The organism is Salicola sp. AFF1 (assembly GCF_056783195.1).
Window position 1 is genome coordinate 1 of record NZ_JBXAYL010000003.1, and the last position, 19,862, is coordinate 19,862.

A 19,862-nucleotide genomic window follows, 5' to 3' on the forward strand; every position below is an offset into this window, starting at 1 on the left:
TGGAAGCAATCCCGGCTGGATACTGACCCACTCGACTCAAACCGGGACCTAAAATCTTCTGCCGCGCAGACTCCTAGGCCAGCGCCACATCCTGCTGCTCAAATCGTCCCTCCTGGAAATCCCGGATCGCCTGCTCAATCTCATCCCGGGTATTCATCACAAAGGGCCCATGCTGGACCACAGGCTCCTTCACCGGTGTGGCGGCAAGCAAGAGCAGGCCGGCGCCCGCTTGCCCGCCGCGTAAACGCACTTCATCACCAGTGGAAAGGAGACCGGCGTGGGTGGCGGTGACGGGTGAAAAGCCATCCTCCCCAGCGGAAACCTCGCCCTCATAGACGTAAAGCATGGCGTTGCGGCTGGCCTCGAGGGGGAGCGCCACCTCGCCGTCGGGATCCAGCTTCAGGTCCAGGAAGGTGGGGCCCGTGGCAACGCCTGAGACCGGGCCTACCAGCATGTTGCCCTCGCGTTCAATCTCGCCGGCGATCACCCGTACACGCCCGCCATCCAGTGGGTATTCAGGCACCTGATCGCCCTGGATATCCTGGTAGCGGGGCGCTTTCATCTTCTCTGAGGCGGGCAGGTTGATCCAGAGCTGGAAGCCGTGTATCCGCCCATCGCCCAGTTCGGGGGTTTCCGAGTGCACGATCCCGCCGGCGGCGGTCATCCACTGCACACCGCCCGGGCCAATGGTGCCGCTGTTGCCCAGCGAGTCCCGGTGGTGCATGCTGCCTTCGAGCATATAGGTGACGGTTTCGAAGCCCCGGTGCGGGTGTGAGGGGAACCCCCCGATGCGGCCACTGCTGTCATCCGCCTGGAGCTCGTCCAGCATCAGGAAGGGATCCTGGCGCGCATGGGGACCCTGGCCCAGGCTGCGCCTGAGCCGCACCCCATCACCGTCGGAAGCACGCTCGCCCCGGATAATACGTTCAACAATGCGTTCGGTCATGGCTGACTCCCTGGATTGGTTCCGGTTACTGTGGGCGCCAGTATTTCCCAGTACTGGTCGTCAGACAATCAAGGGATTCTGTTCAAGTCGTTCAACAGAATTGGGGTATTCCCCGTGATGACAGGACTGATCCTGGTTCTGCTGGCAATGGTCGTCAGCATGGGTCTGTACCACCGCTATAAGCCCCTGCCCAAGGCAGTCGCCATGGAATCCGAGTGGTTCGAACCGGGTGAGACCCGTTTCCTGGTGGACCATCGTTACGTGGACGCGCGTGGCCGCTCCCGCAGCCGCCGTGAGCTGATTCCGACCATGCTGGGGCTGATCCAGGGGGCGCGGGAACGACTGGTCATGGACATGTTCCTGTTCAATCCTGACGGGGCTGACCCGGCCAGGCATGTACCGGTTACGGAAACGATTACCCGCGCCCTGATTGAACGCCGGCGTCAATGCCCCCGGCTGCGGGTCACTGTTCTGGTGGATCCGATCAACAGCTATTACGGCGCTCACTGGCCAGATCATCTTCGCCGGCTCCAGGCCGCTGGTGTGGAGGTTCAGGAAACGCCACTGGCGCGGCTTCGCGACTCCAATCCCACCTGGTCGGTTTTCTGGCGGTTGCTGGTCAAGCCGTGGTGTCAGTGGCCTCACAGGGGCTGGCTTGCCAATCCAATCGGGCCCTGGCCAGTGACACTGCGCAGCTGGCTGACCCTGCTCAACTTCCGCGCCAACCACCGTAAGGTCATGGTCGCGGACAGTGGCGAGGGCTGGCAGGGGCTGATCAGCTCAGGCAACCCCCACGATGCGAGCAGCGCCCACTCCAACGTGGGTCTTCTGGTCAGTGGTGACCCGGCCCGGGCCCTGCTCGACCAGGAACAGGCGCTACTTAACTGGGCCAAGGGCTACGGTACTGACTTCAATGCACCACTGGCGCCAGGTCGGCGTCCTCCCGGAGACGGCCCCGCATTGCGTCTGCTGACCGAATCGCGCCTGCGCGCGGCGAGCCTGGCGCTGATCAACAACGCCGAGCCAGGCGATGAGCTCGATCTGGCGCTGTTCTACCTGAGCCACAGGCGGGTTATCCAGGCCCTGAAGCGCGCCCATGCCAGGGGCTGCCGCCTCCGGGTGCTGCTGGACCCGAACAAGGATGCCTTCGGCCGTGTAAAGGGCGGCATGCCCAACCGCCAGGTGGCCCTGGAGCTGCAGGCCAGGGGAATCCCGGTACGCTGGTACCGCACCCACGGCGAACAATTCCACTGCAAGCTGCTGCGGCTGGAACGGCGGGACGGGCGCGTGGGCTTGATCCTGGGCTCCGCCAACCTGACCCGGCGCAACCTGGATGATCTCAATCTGGAGGCCGGCTGTGAGCTCAGGGGCAATGAGGAGTTACCAGCCCTGCGTGCGGCCGGGGACTGGTTTGAGCGCTGCTGGAGCAATCCGCCGGGCTTCCAGTGCAGCGTGCCCTACAGCGTATGGGCCGACCGCCGGCGGCGTCGTTACCTGCTCTACCGGATTGTTGAATTCACCGGCTGGAGCAGTTTCTGATCAGTCGGTATCCACCCCCTGGAGCGCGTTAATCAGGGTGGTAACGTCCGGGTCCGGTGCTTCATCGGTTAGTGTGACCCCTTGCTCGGTCAGGGACCGGAGATCGATCCCGTAGCTGCCCATCGGTAATTCACGCCCAATCTGGTAGGGCATTCCGGGCCGGTATTCATCCCGGCGACGCAGGTCCACCAGCCGCTGGGGGCAGGGTTCGCCGTGGGCGTCCCGCACCACCAATACCTTGGGACGCAGGCGGTTCAGCGCGTAGGTGGTAATCACAACCGCCACTTCACCGGTGTTGAGTTCCACAATGGCGCCCGCCGGGTAGACTCCGATGCATTGGGGCCAGGGTTTCATCAAACTGATCACCACGCTGTTCATAGATGATCTCCAATGCCTCCTTCGATGAACGCGCGGCATCGAACACGCGCTCACTGGTCATCGCATCATAGGCATCAGCAATGGCAACAATCTTGGCGAAATAGGGAATCTGGTGCGCCAGTAATCCACACGGATAGCCGGTTCCGTTCATGCGTTCATGGTGGCTGTAGGCGACTTCCACCGCCACTGGATCGACACCCTTAACACTTCTCAGCAAGCGCCAGCCGTGTTCAGTATGGGCCTGCATGATCCGGTCTTCCTCGTCCGTGAGACGGTCCGGTTTATGGAGGATTTCCTCGGGGACGTGCATCTTGCCCACATCATGCAACAGACCACTAAGGGCCAGCTTCTCGATTTCGCCCCCGAGCAGACCCAGGTGGCGCCCGAAAATAGCGGCCATGATGCAGACGTTCATCCCATGTTCAGCGGTGTAGTCATCCTTGCGTCGAACCTGGAGCAGCATCTGCAACGCTTCCTGGTTGCGCATCACGCTGTTCACACAGGAACGCACCACCGAGCGGGCACGGCGGGAATCAATGGCATGCCCCAGGCGCGCGCTCTCCATGATCTCCTCGGCAAGAGCGCGAACCTGCTCAAAGGCCTCCCGGCCACTGGGCATTTCCGCCTCGATATCCACCGTGGCAAGACGCGGCACCTGTTGTTTCCGGCGGCTCCTACGCAACCCAAAGCGGTGGGATGGACTGTCCTGGATTTCCTGACCTTCAACATACACATAGCGGCACTGCTCCTGCAGCGCTTCAATATCGGCTGCATGGCGGATGATGAAATCCTGAACCGGAAAGCTGGTCTCCAGCCAGGAACGATCCAGGCGCGTTACCCGCATCCCCAGTTGAAGCTCTGTGACGGAAACCCGTATTTCGACCGGCTCGGTTTTATCCATGCCAGACCACAATCTTGACCACTGATAGTGAATCAGCATAGCAACCCTGGCCTGTCGACACAGCGGTCGTTTCGTGCAGAATGCGTAAACAACCCAGCACATAGACAAAGGACTGCCCCCATGCGCACCTTCCCCTTAATGGCGTTGCTGATTGCAGCCAGCATCGGGCCGGCTGTGGCCAATTCCGATTTTGACCACTGTGTGGGGAAGCTGCGTGATCACGCCCGCGAACAGGGCATCTCGGAGTCCGTGACCCGGCAGGTACTGACGGGGATGAAACCCCTGGAACGCGTGATTGAACTGGACCGGAGCCAGCCGGAATTCACCCGTTCCTTCCGTCAGTACCTGGAACGGCGGGTGACGGAGCACCGCATTGAGAAGGGACGGCGGCTCTACCAGAAACACGCGCAGCTGTTGCAGCGGATCACCCGCCAAACCGGGGTTCCGGGGCGTTACCTGATCGCGTTCTGGGGACTGGAGACCAATTTCGGCAGCTATACCGGTAAAATGCCGATCCCCCGCGCCATTGCGACCCTCGCCTGTGACCGGCGCCGCAGTGATTACTTCACCCGCGAACTGGTCTCCGCGCTGCGGATCATTGAACGGGGTGACGTAACCGCAAAAGCCATGGAAGGTTCCTGGGCCGGGGCCATGGGACAGATGCAGTTCATGCCCTCCGTCTACCTGGACCACGCGGTAGACGCGGACGGCTCGGGAGAGATCAACCTCTGGAACAGCGTGCCCGATGCCCTGACCTCGGCGGGCCATCTGCTGGAGAGCCTGGGCTGGAACGAGGGCGAACGGTGGGGGCGGGAAGTCCAGCTTCCAGAGGGTTTCGACTACAGCCTTGCCCAGGGACTGAGCGGCAAGCGTTCGCTTTCCCGGTGGCGAGAATTGGGCGTACGCGATGCGTTTGGCCGGGCGCTGCCGCACGCCGATATGGAGGCGGCACTGCTCCTGCCTTCCGGGCACACAGGACCGGCCTTCCTCGTCTATGACAACTTCCGCGTCATCATGGGATGGAACCAGTCCGAATTCTACGCGCTCGCCGTGGGCCACCTGGCGGACCGGATTGTTGGGGCGGGCCCGTTACAGACTCGCCCACCCAATCATGAGCCCCTCAAGCGCGAAACCATTAAAGCGCTCCAGACGGCATTGAAAGAAGCTGGTTATGAGCCCGGACCAGCCGACGGGATCCTGGGCTCCGGCACGCGGGGAGCACTGCGTCGATTCCAGAAGGAAGCCGGGCTCAGGGCCGATGGCTACCCGGATCCGGAGTCCCTCCGCGCAATCGGTGTCGACTGAAGCGCGGGCGGTTACCGGTTATTCCACCGTTACACTCTTCGCCAGGTTACGCGGCTGGTCCACGTCCGTGCCCTTGAGCACGGCCACATGGTAGGCCAGCAGCTGCAACGGCACGGTGCACAGCAGCGGCGCCAGGATAGGGTCCGTATGGGGGATGGTCATGACGTGGGTCCCCTCTCCGTCCCCCATAGTGGTTTCGCTGTCGGCAAACACGAAAAGCTCGCCACCACGAGCCCGGACCTCCTGGAGGTTGGACTTGAGCTTTTCGAGAAGGTCGTTGGAAGGCGCTACCGTTACCACTGGCATTTCGCTGTCCACCAGGGCCAGGGGCCCGTGCTTGAGCTCACCCGCCGGATAGGCCTCGGCGTGGATGTAGGAGATTTCCTTGAGCTTGAGGGCGCCTTCCATGGCCACCGGGTAGAGCGACCCCCGGCCCAGGAAAAGGCTGTGGTGCTTATCCACAAACCATTGCGATATCGTCTGGATGGCTTCATCCAGATCCAGTATGGCCCGCATCTGGTCCGGGATGGCACGCAGGCTCTGGATCAGCTCCGCCTCCCGCTCCGGGCCAAGGCCGTTGTGCCGGCCCAGTGCAATGGTGAACAGCAGCAGCGCCGTGAGCTGGGTGGTGAATGCCTTGGTGGAAGCGACCCCGATCTCGGGGCCGGCCTGGGTCATGACCACCATGTCCGACTCACGGACCAGGGAGCTGCCGGGGACATTGCAGATGGCCAGCGCGGCCCGGAAGCCAGCGTTGCGGGCCTGGCGCAGGGCCGCCAGGGTGTCAGCTGTCTCTCCGGACTGGGAAATGCTCAGGAAGAGGGTGCCGTCCTGGATAACGTGCCGGCGATAACGGAATTCGGAAGCCACCTCGACACTGCAGGGTACGCCGGCCAGTTCCTCGATCCAGTAACGTGCCACTGTTCCGGCGTGGAAGCTGGTTCCACAGGCAATGATCTGGACATGGCGGATGTCACCAAGCAGCCGCGACGCCTCGGTGCCCAGCGCCTGCTCCAGCACCCGACTCTCGGTTATGCGCCCCTGGAGCGTCGCCTCGATCCGGTCCGGCTGCTCGTGTATCTCCTTGAGCATGAAATGGCGGTAGTTGCCTTTTTCCGCCGCATCCGCGCTGTAGGCAAAGCGGTTCACGGCCCGCTCCACGCGCTCGCCCGAGGCATTGGTAATGGTGACGGTCTCCGCACGGACCAGGGCGGTGTCGCCCTCGGCCAGGTAGATGAAACGGTCCGTCACCGGCAGCAGAGCCAGCTGATCAGAGGCCACAAAGTGTTCTCCAATGCCCACGCCAATGACCAGGGGGCTGCCCTGGCGCGCGACCAGCAGGGTCTCGGGCTCATCCGCGTGCAGCACAGCCAGGGCATAGGCCCCTTCGACCTGGGCCACCGCGTTATGGAACGCAGTGGTGAGATCACCGGCCTGTGCGTATTCCCGTGCCAGCAGGTGGGCCAGCACCTCAGTATCAGTCTCCGAAGTAAACGTATAGCCACTGGCGCTGAGATCGTCCCGCAACGACTCAAAGTTTTCGATGATGCCATTGTGGACCACGGCGAGACTCTCACCGGACATGTGGGGATGGGCATTGATGGTGGAGGGTTTACCATGGGTCGCCCACCGGGTGTGTGCGATGCCCAGTGTGCCCTGTGGTGGATGCGCCCCGAGGGCCGCTTCCAGCGCTGCAACCTTGCCGACTTCCCGCTGGCGCTGGATGCCGTTGGCCGGATCCAGCACAGCGAGCCCCGCTGAGTCGTAGCCCCGGTACTCCAGGCGCTTGAGCCCCTCCATCAGAATGCCCTGAACATCACGGCATGCGGCCGCTCCGACAATTCCGCACATGCCTAGCTGCCTCCCTGTTCGCTGTCTGTCTCATCATCCGCGTTCACCCATTCCGGGATATTACGCTGGCGCCCGCGGGCCACGGCCAGTTCCCGGTACCCAACGTCCCGGGTAACGGTGGACCCCGCACCCACCAGGCTCCGTTCGCCCAGGGTTAGTGGCGCCACCAATGACGTGTTGGAGCCAATAAAGGCCCCATTGCGGACCGTCGTATGGTGCTTACTGGTGCCATCATAATTGCAGGTTATGGTGCCGGCGCCAACATTCACCCCTTCACCCATGGTGGTGTCGCCCACATAGCTGAGGTGATTGACTTTCGAACCCGCGCCGATGCTGCTTTTCTTGATTTCAACGAAGTTGCCCACGCGTGCGTCCCGTCCCACCACAGCATCCGGACGCAGACGCGCGAAGGGCCCGATGACCGCCCCCCGATCAACCCGGGCGCCCTCAACCACGGAATGGGCATCCACCTGCACATCCGAGCCAATACGGCAATTGCGCAAAACCACGCCGGGACCGATCCGGACCCGGTCCCCGAGAACCACCTCGCCTTCCATGACGGCGTTCACGTCGATCATCACATCCTGGCCGGTCTCCACATGGCCCCGGATCTCAACGCGCTCCGGATCGGCCAGGGTCGCGCCTTCCGCCATTAACCTCCGGGCCTCCCTGCGCTGGCACCAGCGCTCGAGCGCTGCGAGCTGGATCCGGTCGTTCACACCCTGAACCTCTTCCGGTTCATCCGGCTGGGCGACCTCCACCGACAGTCCGTCAGCGCGGGCCAGTGCAATGGCATCGGTAAGGTAATACTCACCCTGGGCGTTATCCGAGGACAGCGACGGCAACCATTGCTTCAAGCGTTCCGCGGGCGCTCCCAGAAGGCCGGTGTTCACTTCAGTGATCCCAAGCTGCTCCGCGGTGGCATCCTTCTGTTCCACGATACCGCTGACGATGCCCTTGGTGTCGCGCAGGATGCGGCCATAGCCGCTCGGATCGGAAAGCGTGACGGTCAGGAGCGCCAATGAGTCACGGCTGATCGAATCAGCGAGGCGTGACAGGGTACTGGTACCAGTCAGGGGCACGTCGCCGTAGAGCACCAGCACCCTTGCAGTATCCGGAATACCGGGAAGGGCCTGGGCAACCGCATGGCCCGTCCCCAAGCGCTTGGTCTGGATCACCCACTGGATGTCGGTCTGCGGCGTCATTTCCCGCACCTGCTCGGCGCCATGACCGATGACCACATGCAGCCCGTCAGGGCGGAGACCGCGCGCGGATTCCAACACATGGTGCAGCAGGGGTTGCCCGGCCAGCGAATGCAGCACCTTGGGCAGTGAGGATTTCATCCGGGAACCCTGGCCGGCAGCCAGGACGACGATGTGCAGGGGCGTCGCCATCCGTTCGCACTCCTTGAATCAGAAAAACCGCATTGGATCATGCCCCAATAAAGGCATGATCGGCAATGCGGTTTCCAGTAACAACCCGGTTAACCGGATCAGCCGGTGATCAGCGCTTCTTGCGCCGGAGCCTCTCAAGCGTGCGCAGCTGCGCGGAGGCTTCCGCCAGACGCGCCGCTGCCGTGGAGTACTCCATGTCACTCTTACGGTTCGCCAGCTCACGCTCGGCTTCCTGACGTGCCTTTTCAGCAGCGGCCTCATCCATGTCATGGGCGCGCTCTGCGGCGTCCGCCAGAATCGAGATCTCCTTGGGCTGAACCTCGAGATAGCCACCGGAGACGAAGAAGACTTCCTCCGTGCCATCTTCCATCCGGATGTTAACAGGACCGGGAGCCAGGCCGGTCAGCATGGGCGTATGGCCTGCCATGACGCCCAGCTCGCCGTTAGTGGCGGTCGCGGTCAGCATCTCCACCTTGCCGGAGAAGATGCTTTCCTGCGCGCTCACAATGTCACACTGTACGGTGTTAGCCATTGGTTACGCCTCTCTCAGTCGGAAATGGTTTATGCGGCTTTCTCTTCCATTTCCTTCGCTTTCTCGACCGCCTCGTCAATGCCGCCGACCATATAGAAGGCCTGTTCCGGCAGCGAGTCGTACTCACCATCCAGGATGCCCTTGAAGCTACGGATGGTTTCCTTCAGGGACACATACTTACCGGGAGAGCCGGTAAAGACCTCGGCCACGAAGAACGGCTGTGACAGGAAGCGTTCGATCTTACGCGCCCGGTCAACGGTCTGCTTGTCCTCCTCGGAAAGCTCATCCATGCCCAGAATGGCGATGATATCCTTCAGTTCCTTGTAGCGCTGCAGCACACCCTGAACGCCGCGGGCCACTTCATAATGCTCCTGACCCAGCAGCAGCGGATCCAGCTGGCGACTGGTGGAATCCAGGGCATCAATGGCCGGATAGATCCCCTTGGCGGCAATGTCACGGCTCAGTACCACGGTCGCGTCAAGGTGCGCAAAGGTGGTTGCCGGTGACGGGTCCGTCAGGTCGTCCGCCGGGACGTAAACCGCCTGGACGGAGGTGATGGAGCCGGTCTTGGTGGAGGTGATGCGCTCCTGCAGCTTGCCCATCTCTTCGGCCAGGGTCGGCTGGTAACCCACCGCGGAGGGCATGCGGCCCAGCAGTGCGGAGACTTCCTGACCGGCCAGCGTATAGCGGTAGATGTTGTCGATGAACAGCAGGACGTCACGGCCTTCGTCGCGGAACTTCTCGGCCAGGGTCATGCCGGTCAGGGCGACACGCAGACGGTTCCCCGGCGGCTCGTTCATCTGGCCGTACACCATCGAGACCTTGTCCAGGACGCCCGAGCCCTGCATCTCGTAATAGAAGTCGTTACCCTCACGGGTCCGCTCACCCACACCGGCGAACACGGACAGACCCGAGTGTTCTTTCGCGATGTTGTTGATGAGCTCCATCATGTTCACGGTCTTGCCCACACCGGCACCGCCGAAGAGGCCGACCTTCCCGCCCTTGGCGAAGGGGCAGACCAGGTCGATGACCTTGATGCCGGTTTCCAGGAGCTCCTCTGAGGCGGACTGGTCCGCGTAACCAGGCGCCTTGCGGTGGATGGTCCAGCGTTCCTGCTCGCCGATCTCTCCCACCTCGTCCGTGGGCTCACCGAGCACGTTCATGATGCGCCCGAGGGTTTCCTCCCCAACCGGCACCTTGATGCCTTCGCCGGTACCGGTGACGCTCATCCCGCGCTTCAGGCCCTCGGTGGTGCCCATGGCGATGGTGCGGACCACGCCGTCACCGAGCTGCTGCTGGACTTCCAGGATGGTGCCCACGTCATCCAGCTGCACGGCATCGTATACGTTGGGCACGGAATCGCGCGGGAATTCCACGTCGATAACCGCCCCGATAATCTGAACGATACGTCCACTACTCATGCTTGCTTCCTCACTAAATCAGTATTCGGTATCGCCTTAAACGGCCGCTGCACCACTGACGATCTCGGAGATTTCCTGGGTGATGGTGGCCTGGCGCGCCTTGTTGTACTCGGTCTTGAGATCATCAATGATCTCACCCGCGTTATCGGTCGCGCTCTTCATTGCCACCATACGGGCAGCCTGCTCACAGGCAATATTCTCGACCACGCCCTGATAGACCTGGGACTCCACGTAACGCGTCAGCAGACCGTCAAGCAGCGTCCGCGGATCCGGTTCATAGAGATAATCCCAGCGGTACTTGCCTTCCGTCTCAACCTCTGCCTGGAGGGGCAGCAGCTGATCAATCCGCGGTTTCTGTGTCATGGTGTTCACGAACTCGTTGAACACCAGATAAAGGCGGTCGATACTGCCATCCCGGTAGGCATCGAGCATGACCTTGACGCCCCCGATCACCTGTTCGGAGCTGGGCCGGTCGCCAAGCTGTGACTCGGAAGCAACAATGTTCGCGCCCACCACGTTCAGAAAGACCTTGCCTTTCTGCCCGAGTGTACAGAAATCGGAGGGAACGCCCTTGTCATCCCACGCACGACTGTCCTTGAGCATGGCCTTGAACAGGTTATTGTTCAGGCCGCCGCAAAGACCCCTGTCAGTGGATACGACAATGTAGCCCACGCGCTTGGCTTGCCGCGCTTCCATGAACGGGTGCCGGTAGTCGGAGTCGGCCTCCGCCAGATACCCGATAACGTCCCGGATCTTCTGCGCGTAGGGACGGGTCAGCTCCATGCGCTCCTGAGCCTTACGCATCTTACTCGCCGCCACCATCTCCATGGCGTTGGTGATCTTCTGCGTATTCTGGATGCTGGAGATCTGATTGCGTATTTCTTTTCCGCTGGCCATATCTCAGTGCCTTTTCCGGTTAATCGCCCAGTTCAGTTCTGGGGCCCCTCTCGGGGCCCGTCACTTACCAGCTCTGTGTTGACTTGAACTGGTCCAGGGCCGACTTGAGACCGGATTCAATGTCGTCGCTCAGGTTACCGGTGTCATTGATCTTGGCCAGAAGCTCGGCCTGCTCAGTACGCATGTAATCAATCAGGGCCTTTTCGAAAGTGACAACTTTCTTGGTATCAACATCCTGAAGATAGCCTTCATTGGCGGCGTAGAGCACCGTCGCCATCTCGCCCACGGACATCGGCGCGTACTGATCCTGCTTCATCAGTTCAGTAACCCGCGCGCCATGTTCAAGCTGCTTCTGCGTCGCTTCGTCCAGATCCGAAGCGAACTGGGCAAAGGCCTGAAGCTCCCGGTACTGGGCCAGGGCGAGACGGATACCGCCACCCAGCTTCTTCATGATCTTCGTCTGTGCAGAACCGCCCACACGAGAGACCGAGATACCGGCGTTCATCGCCGGGCGGATGCCGGAGTTGAACAGGTCGGTCTCAAGGAAGATCTGGCCGTCGGTGATCGAGATCACGTTCGTCGGTACGAACGCGCCCACGTCACCAGCCTGGGTCTCGATGATCGGCAGGGCGGTCAGTGAACCAGTCTGGCCCGTGACTTCGCCATTGGTGGCTTTCTCCACGTACTCCTCGTTGACCTTGGAGGCGCGCTCCAGCAGACGGGAGTGGAGATAGAAAACGTCCCCGGGGTATGCCTCACGGCCCGGCGGGCGACGCAGCAGCAGCGAAATCTGGCGATAGGCCCAGGCCTGCTTGGTCAGGTCATCAAACACGATGAGGGCGTCTTCGCCGCGGTCGCGGTAGAACTCACCCATCGAGGTGCCAGCGTAGGGGGCCAGGAACTGCATGGACGCCGGATCGGCCGCGCCCGCAGCAACAACGATCGTGTTGTCCATCGCGCCGTGTTCTTCCAGCTTACGCACCACGTTGGCGATGGTGGACTGCTTCTGGCCAACCGCCACATAGATGCATTTAACGCCACTGTTCTTCTGGTTGATGATGGCGTCAACAGCCATGGCTGTTTTGCCGACCTGACGGTCACCGATGATCAGCTCGCGCTGACCGCGACCGACGGGCACCATGGTGTCCACCGGCTTAAGGCCGGTCTGCACCGGCTCATCAACTTCCTTCCGGGTAATCACGCCAGGAGCGACTTTCTCGATGGGGGAGGTTTCGGTTGTCCCCGGGTCACCCTTGGCGTCGATGGCGTTACCCAGAGCGTCCACAACACGACCCTGAAGCTCACGCCCGACCGGCACTTCCAGAATGCGGCCGGTGCAGCGTACTGTCTGCCCTTCAGCCAGCCCTTCGTCTTCACCCAGTACCACGGCGCCCACCGAATCCCGTTCGAGGTTCAGGGCCATGCCGTAGTTACCGTTCTGGAACTCGATCATCTCGCCGTACATGACGTCGGCGAGCCCGTGAATACGGACGATGCCGTCGGAAACGCCGACGATCGTTCCTTCGTTGCGAGCTTCAGAAGCCACATCGAGCTTCTCGATGCGCTTCTTGATGATCTCGCTGATTTCGGATGGATTCAGTTGCTGCATGCCTGTGTCCTCAAAAATTCTGCAATATGACCGCGTGTCGGAATTCGGTGCCTGCCGTGCCTGGCGGACTCAGGCGCCCATGGCGTTAGCCAGCTTATTCAAGCGCCCGCGCAGCGAGGCGTCGATGACCTCGTCACCCGCTTCAATGACCACGCCACCGATGATGGAGCGATCGGACTGCACACTGAGCTCGACGCGGCGGTCCAGGCGTTGCTCCAGAGCCTGGGCAAGCCGCTGCTTCTGGTCTTCGCCCAGTTCAAAGGCGGTGGTAAGTGTGACGTCAGCAATCCGTTCATAGTCATGGCGGTACGCTGCAAAAAGCGAGGCAACAGCCGGCAATTGCGGCAGCCGATGGTTGTTGGCCATGACATGAAGGAGGTTATCAACCGGCTCCGGGAGCGGGTTGTCACAGACGTCCTTGATGAGCTGGATCTGCTCCTGGGCGTTGAGGCCCGGATGGCGCAGGACCGAGGCCATGCGGTCGTCGCTGGTTATGGCCGCCAGCAGATTGAGCGACTGGCTCCAGTCATCGAACTGACCGCTATCGCGTGCCGCCTCAAATGCCGCCCGCGCATAGGGTCGGGCGAGTGACGTTGACTCTGCCATGTTGGACCTCGTTTACAGTTCCGCGGAGAGCTTATCCAGCATCTCGCTGTGCGCCTTGGCGTCGACGGAAGATTCCAGGATTTTTTCCGCGCCGGCAATGGCAAGGCTGGCGACTTCAGCGCGCAGCGCATCCCGCGCCTGCTGGCGCTCCTGTTCGATTTCGTCACGGGCCTGGGCCAGCATACGGTCGCCCTGCTCGCGGGCTTCGTTCTTGGCTTCCTCCACAATGTGGTTGGCGCGCTTGTTCGCCTTTTCCACGATCGCGGCCGCTTCGTCACGAGCTTCACGCAGCTCCTGGGTCGCCCGCTGCTGGGCCAGCTCCAGGTCCTGGTTCGCCCGGTCGGACGCGGCAAGCCCGTCGGCAATCTTCTTCTGGCGTTCCTGCATGGCCTGAACAATCGGCGGCCAGACATACTTCACGCAGAACACAATGAAGATGAAGAAGCCGATGGTTTGCCCGATCATCGTGAGGTTGATATTCACGGCGTTCTACCTCTTTCCGATTCGTTGCTTTCGGGACGATGGGGCAGTCACGACATGACCACCCCTTAACCATCCGGTGTTATGCAACAACAAAGATCAGGTAAAGGCCGATACCCACACCGATCATGGAAACCGCGTCGAGAAGACCGGCCATAATGAAGGTCTTGGTCTGTAGTTCAGCGGCCATTTCCGGCTGGCGTGCGGTGGTTTCCAGCAGCTTACCACCCAGAAGGGCAAAGCCGACAGCGGTACCCAGAGCACCAGAGGCGATCATGATTGCGGCAGCGATGATTACGAGTTCCATAACAACTCCTGATTTAACGACGGTTTAGGGGTTTAGGGTCATCAAAGTTTGATGGGTTAATGCTCTTCATGGGCCATGCTCAGATACACAATCGTGAGCACCATAAAGATGAAAGCCTGTAGCGTGACCACCAGGATGTGGAAGATCAGCCAGGGCACCTGCAGCGTCCACTGAGCCCAGAGTGGCAGCAACGCGATCAGGATAAAGATCACCTCACCCGCGTACATGTTGCCAAACAACCGGAGCGCGAGGGAGAACGGCTTGGCCAGCAGGCCCACTGTCTCGAGCACGAGATTGAACCAGCTCAGCGACCAATGGTTGAAGGGGGTGAAACTCAGCTCCTTGGCGAACCCACCGAGGCCTTTAACCTTGATACTGTAATACAGCATCATCAGGAAAACACCAATAGCCATGCCGAAGGTGGCGTTGGGATCGGTGGTGGGTACGATGTTGGTGTACTCCACCCCAAACGCGTGGGTCAGCTGCGGGATGTAGTCAACTGGAATCAGCTTGAGGGAATTCTGCAGAAAAACCCAGACAAAGACGGTCAGGGCGATGGGCCCGATCATGGGGTTGCGCCCGTGGAAGGTGTTCTTCACCAGATCCTGGGTGAATTCCACGACCATCTCCACCGCGTTCTGCAACTTACCGGGCTGGTCGCTGCTGGCATTCTTCGCAACCAGACGGAATAGAGCCAGAAACAGGATACCGGTCAGCGCCGACATGAAAAGGGTATCCACATGGAATGCCATGAAGCCCATCGCCCGAGCCTCTTCGGCGGACTGCGCCATGGTCCAGCTGGCTTCCTCGAGAACGGTACCGTTGGCACGCTCATAGCCTTCGGGCAGTTTGCCGTAGGTGAGGTTCGTCAGATGGTGTTGTATGTAATCCGCTGGAGATTGACCTGCCATGTTCTACTCTCGCCCTGTCATCGGTGTACAACCCTACTGAACACAAGCGGCGTCAGCATGTGGCTGAAGATCATGGTGCCGAACCCTGTGAACAGGGCCGGCCCGTTGACTGGCCGGATCAGCAACAGTGTGCCCGCAAAGAGCACCGCCGTCGCGGACAGCTTGACCATCTCACCAGCCATCATGGCCGCGAACACCGCCCCGGCCCGCCGCGCTCCGCGATGGCGGAAAAAGCGCAAAGCGAACAGACTGTTCGGAATCAGGTACGCAAGTCCTCCGAACAGGGCGGAGCGGGCACCCAGTGGCGACTCAAACAGGAAAAGACCGCTGACCAGAAGCAGTATTCCCAGCTGAAGCATGATGAGTCGGCCTACCGGAGGCCGCTTGATGCTCAATGTGCCAACCCTTGTCGGCCGTTGTTGAAGCGGGGGAGATTATAGGGCTTTGGGTAGGCCGGATCAATAAATTTGGATGAAAATTCGAACCATTAGCGGCATTAGGCTACTGGATGTGTTCAAGGATTCCGTCCAGTTCATCCAGACTGTTGTACTCGATTACAACCTTACCCTTGCCGCGCTTACCGTGATTGATGGCAACCCGGGCGCCCAGCCGGTCCGCAAGCTGGTTCTGCAGATGGCGGATGTCGGGGTCTTCTTTTGGCGGTTCAGGCTTTGAAGCACCCTCATTGCCCTGCTCAAGGGCCTTACGCACCAGCGCTTCCGTCTGGCGCACGGACAGCGACTTACTCACAACCTGACGCGCCACCGCTGCCTGCTGCTGTTCTGGAAGACCAAGAAGGGCCCGGCCATGGCCCATCTCAAGATCCCCGTGCTCAAGCATGGTGCGGACGTCCTCGACCAGCCCCATCAACCTGAGGAGGTTGGTGATGGTGGTTCGGGACTTGCCTACTGCGTTGGCGGTCTGTTGCTGGGTGAGGCCGAACTCTTCCTGCAGGCGATGGAGGGCACTGGCTTCTTCAATGGGGTTAAGGTTCTCGCGCTGGATGTTCTCCACCAGTCCCAGCGCGATAGCCGCCTCATCGGGCACATCGCGGATGAGCGCCGGAATACGCTCAAGGCCCGCGAGCTGGGCGGCACGCCAGCGGCGCTCGCCGGCGACCAGCTCATAGTGCCCGCTTTCCTGTGGCCGCACGACCACGGGCTGCATCACGCCCTGCTGTTTGATGGATTCGGCCAGTTCCTGGAGGGCTTCTTCATCCATGTCCCGGCGTGGCTGATAACGGCCACGCTGGATAAGATCCAGGGGCAGCTCCTTCAGTTCGGCGTCAATCGCCGGATCCGGCGTTTCCTCCAGATTGGTCTGGGAGCCTTCAAGAAGGGCGTTGAGGCCTCGCTGGCCCAGTCCGCGTTTGCGCGATGCCATGGTGGTTGCCGGTTATCCTGTCTGTGTCTGGGTCCGGGCGCCTGCCGTTAAACGGCCACGGCACCCTCCGATTCCTGACTGCCGTCACGCCTGACCATCTCGCCTGCCAGCGCCAGATAGGAAATGGCGCCCTTGGAGCTGCGATCGTACCGCAGTGCCGGCATGCCATAACTCGGGGCTTCGGCCAGGCGCACATTGCGCGGGATAACGGCCGAGTAGACCCGGTCACCGAAGTAGTCGCTGAGCTGGCGTGATACATCCAGGGTCAGGCTGTTACGGGGATCGTACATGGTACGCAGAAGCCCCTCGATTTTCAGCTCCGGATTCACGGTTTCCTGGATCTGCTCAATGGTACCCATGAGCGCGGCCAGCCCTTCCAATGCGTAGTACTCGCACTGCATGGGGATAAGCACGGAATCGGAGGCGGCCAGGGCATTGACCGTCAGCAGATTGAGCGCGGGCGGGCAGTCAATGAGGATGAAATCGTACAGCTCATTGATCGATTTCAGGGCCAGACGCAGGCGGTGCTCGCGCCCGATCTCGTTCATCAGCTCCACTTCGGCCGCCGTCAGGTCCCCATTGGCAGGCAGCACGTCAAAGCCGGAATCCGGCGCTTCCGTGCACACCTCGGCGGCCTCCTGGCGCCGGGTCAGCACATCAAAACCGCTGACCCGCAGCTCGTTCTTGTCGAGCCCGCTGCCCATGGTGGCGTTGCCCTGGGGGTCCATGTCCACCAGCAGCACCCGGCGTTTGGTCGCCGCCAGCGACGCTGCCAGGTTCACACAGGTTGTGGTCTTGCCCACACCACCTTTCTGGTTGGTTACCGCCACGATGCGCGCCATTGCCATCAGTCTCCTGTCTCGCCCGTGGAATCCGCTGTTCTGCGTGTGATGCGCAGGATCCGCCGCTGCGCATCCACACCGGGAACGGTGACCCGGTTGTCATCGAGCAACCGCCATCCAGGCGGTAGCGCTTCGACCTCGGTGCTCGCTTCCGGGCCCTTCATGGCCAGATGTTCTCCGTCCGCCGCCAGAAGATGCGCCGTCATGGGCATCATTTCAGCCAGTGAGGCGAAGGCGCGGCTTGTGATCTGGGGAAAGGGCCCACCCTGCCAGTCCTCAACCCGGGCCTGCACCACCTGCATGTTGTCCAGACCCAGCTCCAGACGGCATTGGGTCAGGAATCGGGTTTTCTTGCTGTTGCTGTCCAGCAGTGTCACCTGTCTCGCCGGTGAGTGCAATGCCAGTGCCAGCCCGGGGAAACCACCCCCCGAGCCAACATCCAGCAGTGGGCCGGTTCCAAGCCAGGGCACTAACGCCAGACTGTCGAGAAGATGCCGGGCGCACATGGCATGCCGTTCGCGCACGGCCGTCAGGTTGTAGGCCCGGTTCCACTTTTCCAGCAGGTCCAGCAGCCGGAGCATCCGCTCCACCGCTTCCGGAGTGAGGCTGACGCCAAGCTCGTTGGCGCCCGCTTCCAGTTCGCGGCGTTCCGTGTCCATTCAGGCACTTTCCTGCTGCAACAGGTCCCGCTTCTTGAGGTGGATCAGCAGCTGGGACACCGCCGCCGGGGTCACCCCCTGGATGCGGGACGCCTGGGCAATGGTTTCAGGCCGGGTTTCCTCCAGCTTCTGCTTCACCTCGTTGGACAGGCCCCCAACGCTGTCGTAATCCAGGTCCTTCGGAAGCCCCATGTTCTCATGCCGGCGCAGGCGTTCGATGTCCGCCTCCTGGCGCGAGATGTAGCCTTCGTATTTCACCTGGATGGCAACCTGCTCGGCCACGACCGGATCCTCAGCCCGTTCGCCACCAATGGCGGCCACGGCCTCGTAGTCGATTTCCGGCCGACGCAACAGATCGGACAGGGTCTGGTCCTTCTTGAGCGGCTGCTTCAGGTACTGGTCGGCAACAGCCGCCGCATCCGTGCCTGGATGGATGCGGGTGCGGTCAAGGCGCTGGCGTTCCGCCTGGATGCCATCGCGCTTGGCCTCGAACGCGGCCCAGCGGTGATCATCCACAAGCCCGAGGTTGCGACCCGTTTCGGTCAGGCGCAGATCCGCGTTGTCTTCGCGCAACACCAGGCGGTATTCCGCGCGGCTTGTGAACATCCGGTAAGGCTCCTTGGCCCCCATGGTGATGAGGTCGTCAACCAGCACCCCGAGATAGGCCTCATCACGCCGCGGATACCAGGGTTCCTCACCATGCGCCGCAAGGGCCGCATTGAGCCCGGCCAGAAGGCCCTGGGCGCCGGCTTCCTCATAGCCGGTGGTACCGTTGATCTGGCCTGCCAGATAGAGGCCACCGATGAATCGTGTCTCCAGGGTATGGTGAAGATCGCGCGGGTCCAGGTAATCGTATTCAATCGCATAGCCCGGCCGGGTGACGTGGGCGTTCTCAAACCCGGGAATGGTCCGGATGAACGCCATCTGCACGTCGAACGGCAGGCTGGTGGAAATGCCGTTGGGGTAGAGCTCCTGGCTGTTCAGGCCTTCCGGCTCCACGAAGATCTGGTGGGAGTCCTTGTCCGCAAAACGGTGGACCTTGTCCTCGACGGAGGGACAGTAGCGCGGCCCCACGCCATCGATATCACCAGCGAACATGGGCGACTGGTCCAGGGCGCCCAGGATGATGTCGTGGGTCTCAGGTGTGGTGCGCGTGATGTAGCAGCACATCTGCTGCGGGTGCCAGCTCGCATCGCCGATGTAGGACATCACGGGCTCGCGTTCGTCGCCCGGCTGCACATCCATCTTCGAGAAATCCACCGTCTTGGCGTCAATACGCGCCGGTGTGCCGGTCTTGAGCCGGCCCACAGTGAACGGCAGCTCGCGCAGCCGCTGCGCCAGACCGATGGTCGGCGGGTCACCAGCACGACCCCCCTGCTGATTCTGCATACCGATATGGATAACGCCCCCCAGGAAGGTGCCGGTAGTCAGCACCACCGTGGGTGCCCGGAAGTTCAGCCCTGTCTGGGAGACCACGCCCCGAACCTGCTCGTTCTCAACGATCAGGTCTTCGGCCGCCTGCTGGAAGATGTGCAGGTTGGGCTGATTCTCAAGCATGTTCCGGATGGCGGCCTTGTACAGGGCGCGGTCCGCCTGGGCGCGGGTGGCTCGTACTGCCGGTCCCTTGCTGGAGTTGAGAACCCGGAACTGGATGCCCGCCTGATCCGTTGCCAGGCCCATGGCGCCGCCCAGCGCATCAATCTCCTTGACCAGGTGGCTTTTGCCGATGCCCCCGATGGCGGGATTGCACGACATCTGGCCGAGTGTCTCGATGTTGTGGGTCAGCAGCAGGGTAGCGCGACCCATGCGGGCCGCCGCTAGGGCCGCCTCGGTACCCGCATGGCCGCCGCCGATCACGATGACGTCAAAATGCTTGGGGTATTCCACGCTGGACCTCAGGG

20 protein-coding genes are annotated in these 19,862 nt (G+C 61.6%); 2 read left to right on the plus strand and 18 right to left on the minus strand.

Annotated features, from left to right (window positions below; translation table 11 throughout):
* Positions 1–73: 73 nt before the first annotated feature.
* Complete coding sequence (locus AC1RQI_RS02610) at positions 74–946, minus strand: pirin family protein (RefSeq protein ID WP_481903547.1); 873 nt, start codon at positions 944–946, stop codon at positions 74–76.
* Positions 947–1,063: 117 nt separating this feature from the next.
* On the opposite strand from AC1RQI_RS02610, the gene AC1RQI_RS02615 reads away from it, so the two are divergent.
* The gene (locus tag AC1RQI_RS02615; RefSeq protein ID WP_481903548.1) at positions 1,064–2,485 is read left to right on the plus strand and encodes a phospholipase D-like domain-containing protein; all 1,422 of its coding nucleotides are present in this window, start codon (positions 1,064–1,066) and stop codon (positions 2,483–2,485) included.
* Here the strand turns inward: AC1RQI_RS02615 and AC1RQI_RS02620 are convergent, their stop codons facing one another.
* Both AC1RQI_RS02620 and AC1RQI_RS02625 read right to left on the minus strand, forming a co-directional pair.
* Positions 2,486–2,791: a hypothetical protein gene (locus AC1RQI_RS02620; RefSeq protein WP_481903549.1), complete on the minus strand. Its 306-nt coding sequence runs from the start codon at positions 2,789–2,791 to the stop codon at positions 2,486–2,488. It abuts the gene before it with no gap.
* Positions 2,772–3,764: a cyclic di-GMP phosphodiesterase gene (locus AC1RQI_RS02625; protein WP_481903550.1), complete on the minus strand. Its 993-nt coding sequence runs from the start codon at positions 3,762–3,764 to the stop codon at positions 2,772–2,774. The genes AC1RQI_RS02620 and AC1RQI_RS02625 overlap by 20 nt, the downstream gene beginning before the upstream one ends.
* A 120-nt stretch (positions 3,765–3,884) precedes the next feature.
* Here AC1RQI_RS02625 and AC1RQI_RS02630 point away from each other — a divergent pair, with 120 nt between their 5' ends.
* Positions 3,885–5,069: a lytic murein transglycosylase gene (locus tag AC1RQI_RS02630; protein ID WP_481903551.1), complete on the plus strand. Its 1,185-nt coding sequence runs from the start codon at positions 3,885–3,887 to the stop codon at positions 5,067–5,069.
* 18 nt (positions 5,070–5,087) lie between these two features.
* On the opposite strand, the gene glmS is transcribed toward AC1RQI_RS02630, so the two are convergent.
* From glmS to mnmG, 15 genes are all read right to left on the minus strand, one after another.
* Entirely contained in the window at positions 5,088–6,920 is a 1,833-nt protein-coding gene (gene glmS, locus AC1RQI_RS02635; RefSeq protein WP_481903552.1) for a glutamine--fructose-6-phosphate transaminase (isomerizing), read from the minus strand.
* 2 nt (positions 6,921–6,922) lie between these two features.
* A complete protein-coding gene (glmU, locus tag AC1RQI_RS02640; protein ID WP_481903553.1) occupies positions 6,923–8,314 on the minus strand; it encodes a bifunctional UDP-N-acetylglucosamine diphosphorylase/glucosamine-1-phosphate N-acetyltransferase GlmU in 1,392 nt (463 codons plus the stop codon).
* A 109-nt stretch (positions 8,315–8,423) separates the two neighbouring features.
* The gene (locus tag AC1RQI_RS02645) at positions 8,424–8,846 is read right to left on the minus strand and encodes a F0F1 ATP synthase subunit epsilon (protein WP_416633000.1); all 423 of its coding nucleotides are present in this window, start codon (positions 8,844–8,846) and stop codon (positions 8,424–8,426) included.
* 29 nt (positions 8,847–8,875) lie between these two features.
* Positions 8,876–10,267 (minus strand): F0F1 ATP synthase subunit beta, encoded by a 1,392-nt coding sequence (gene atpD, locus AC1RQI_RS02650; protein ID WP_481903554.1) that lies wholly within the window; start codon positions 10,265–10,267, stop codon positions 8,876–8,878.
* Positions 10,268–10,303: 36 nt separating this feature from the next.
* Positions 10,304–11,164, minus strand: coding sequence for a F0F1 ATP synthase subunit gamma (gene atpG, locus AC1RQI_RS02655; protein WP_416632998.1), 861 nt, complete (start codon positions 11,162–11,164; stop codon positions 10,304–10,306).
* Positions 11,165–11,228: 64 nt separating this feature from the next.
* A complete protein-coding gene (gene atpA / locus AC1RQI_RS02660; RefSeq protein ID WP_481903555.1) occupies positions 11,229–12,773 on the minus strand; it encodes a F0F1 ATP synthase subunit alpha in 1,545 nt (514 codons plus the stop codon).
* A gap of 69 nt (positions 12,774–12,842) precedes the next feature.
* Positions 12,843–13,379, minus strand: coding sequence for a F0F1 ATP synthase subunit delta (locus tag AC1RQI_RS02665; RefSeq protein WP_416632996.1), 537 nt, complete (start codon positions 13,377–13,379; stop codon positions 12,843–12,845).
* A gap of 12 nt (positions 13,380–13,391) precedes the next feature.
* Positions 13,392–13,862 carry a F0F1 ATP synthase subunit B gene (locus tag AC1RQI_RS02670; RefSeq protein ID WP_416632995.1) on the minus strand — a complete coding sequence of 157 codons (471 nt, stop codon included), beginning with the start codon at positions 13,860–13,862 and terminating at the stop codon, positions 13,392–13,394.
* Between the two features lie 79 nt (positions 13,863–13,941).
* Positions 13,942–14,166, minus strand: a complete 225-nt coding sequence (gene atpE / locus AC1RQI_RS02675; protein ID WP_077529949.1) for a F0F1 ATP synthase subunit C — start codon at positions 14,164–14,166, stop codon at positions 13,942–13,944.
* Positions 14,167–14,222: 56 nt separating this feature from the next.
* Positions 14,223–15,077: a F0F1 ATP synthase subunit A gene (atpB, locus tag AC1RQI_RS02680; RefSeq protein ID WP_416632994.1), complete on the minus strand. Its 855-nt coding sequence runs from the start codon at positions 15,075–15,077 to the stop codon at positions 14,223–14,225.
* Positions 15,078–15,094: 17 nt separating this feature from the next.
* Positions 15,095–15,436, minus strand: a complete 342-nt coding sequence (locus AC1RQI_RS02685; RefSeq protein ID WP_416632993.1) for an ATP synthase subunit I — start codon at positions 15,434–15,436, stop codon at positions 15,095–15,097.
* Between the two features lie 142 nt (positions 15,437–15,578).
* The gene (locus AC1RQI_RS02690) at positions 15,579–16,460 is read right to left on the minus strand and encodes a ParB/RepB/Spo0J family partition protein (protein WP_416632992.1); all 882 of its coding nucleotides are present in this window, start codon (positions 16,458–16,460) and stop codon (positions 15,579–15,581) included.
* A gap of 47 nt (positions 16,461–16,507) precedes the next feature.
* On the minus strand, positions 16,508–17,302 hold the full coding sequence (locus AC1RQI_RS02695) for a ParA family protein (RefSeq protein ID WP_416632991.1): 795 nt from the start codon (positions 17,300–17,302) through the stop codon (positions 16,508–16,510).
* 5 nt (positions 17,303–17,307) lie between these two features.
* Positions 17,308–17,961, minus strand: coding sequence for a 16S rRNA (guanine(527)-N(7))-methyltransferase RsmG (gene rsmG, locus AC1RQI_RS02700; RefSeq protein WP_416632990.1), 654 nt, complete (start codon positions 17,959–17,961; stop codon positions 17,308–17,310).
* Positions 17,962–19,848 carry a tRNA uridine-5-carboxymethylaminomethyl(34) synthesis enzyme MnmG gene (mnmG, locus tag AC1RQI_RS02705; protein ID WP_481903556.1) on the minus strand — a complete coding sequence of 629 codons (1,887 nt, stop codon included), beginning with the start codon at positions 19,846–19,848 and terminating at the stop codon, positions 17,962–17,964.
* Positions 19,849–19,862 lie beyond the last annotated feature (14 nt).

Bases quoted from the DNA above. Each gene is read 5' to 3' on its own strand.
- AC1RQI_RS02610 (WP_481903547.1), bottom strand. From the start codon at position 946: ATGACCGAACGCATTGTTGAACGTATTATCCGGGGCGAGCGTGCTTCC.
- AC1RQI_RS02615 (WP_481903548.1), top strand. From the start codon at position 1,064: ATGACAGGACTGATCCTGGTTCTGCTGGCAATGGTCGTCAGCATGGGT.
- AC1RQI_RS02625 (WP_481903550.1), bottom strand. From the start codon at position 3,764: ATGGATAAAACCGAGCCGGTCGAAATACGGGTTTCCGTCACAGAGCTT.
- AC1RQI_RS02630 (WP_481903551.1), top strand. From the start codon at position 3,885: ATGCGCACCTTCCCCTTAATGGCGTTGCTGATTGCAGCCAGCATCGGG.
- glmS (WP_481903552.1), bottom strand. From the start codon at position 6,920: ATGTGCGGAATTGTCGGAGCGGCCGCATGCCGTGATGTTCAGGGCATT.
- glmU (WP_481903553.1), bottom strand. From the start codon at position 8,314: ATGGCGACGCCCCTGCACATCGTCGTCCTGGCTGCCGGCCAGGGTTCC.
- AC1RQI_RS02645 (WP_416633000.1), bottom strand. From the start codon at position 8,846: ATGGCTAACACCGTACAGTGTGACATTGTGAGCGCGCAGGAAAGCATC.
- atpD (WP_481903554.1), bottom strand. From the start codon at position 10,267: ATGAGTAGTGGACGTATCGTTCAGATTATCGGGGCGGTTATCGACGTG.
- atpG (WP_416632998.1), bottom strand. From the start codon at position 11,164: ATGGCCAGCGGAAAAGAAATACGCAATCAGATCTCCAGCATCCAGAAT.
- atpA (WP_481903555.1), bottom strand. From the start codon at position 12,773: ATGCAGCAACTGAATCCATCCGAAATCAGCGAGATCATCAAGAAGCGC.
- AC1RQI_RS02665 (WP_416632996.1), bottom strand. From the start codon at position 13,379: ATGGCAGAGTCAACGTCACTCGCCCGACCCTATGCGCGGGCGGCATTT.
- atpE (WP_077529949.1), bottom strand. From the start codon at position 14,166: ATGGAACTCGTAATCATCGCTGCCGCAATCATGATCGCCTCTGGTGCT.
- atpB (WP_416632994.1), bottom strand. From the start codon at position 15,077: ATGGCAGGTCAATCTCCAGCGGATTACATACAACACCATCTGACGAAC.
- AC1RQI_RS02685 (WP_416632993.1), bottom strand. From the start codon at position 15,436: ATGCTTCAGCTGGGAATACTGCTTCTGGTCAGCGGTCTTTTCCTGTTT.
- AC1RQI_RS02690 (WP_416632992.1), bottom strand. From the start codon at position 16,460: ATGGCATCGCGCAAACGCGGACTGGGCCAGCGAGGCCTCAACGCCCTT.
- AC1RQI_RS02695 (WP_416632991.1), bottom strand. From the start codon at position 17,302: ATGGCGCGCATCGTGGCGGTAACCAACCAGAAAGGTGGTGTGGGCAAG.
- rsmG (WP_416632990.1), bottom strand. From the start codon at position 17,961: ATGGACACGGAACGCCGCGAACTGGAAGCGGGCGCCAACGAGCTTGGC.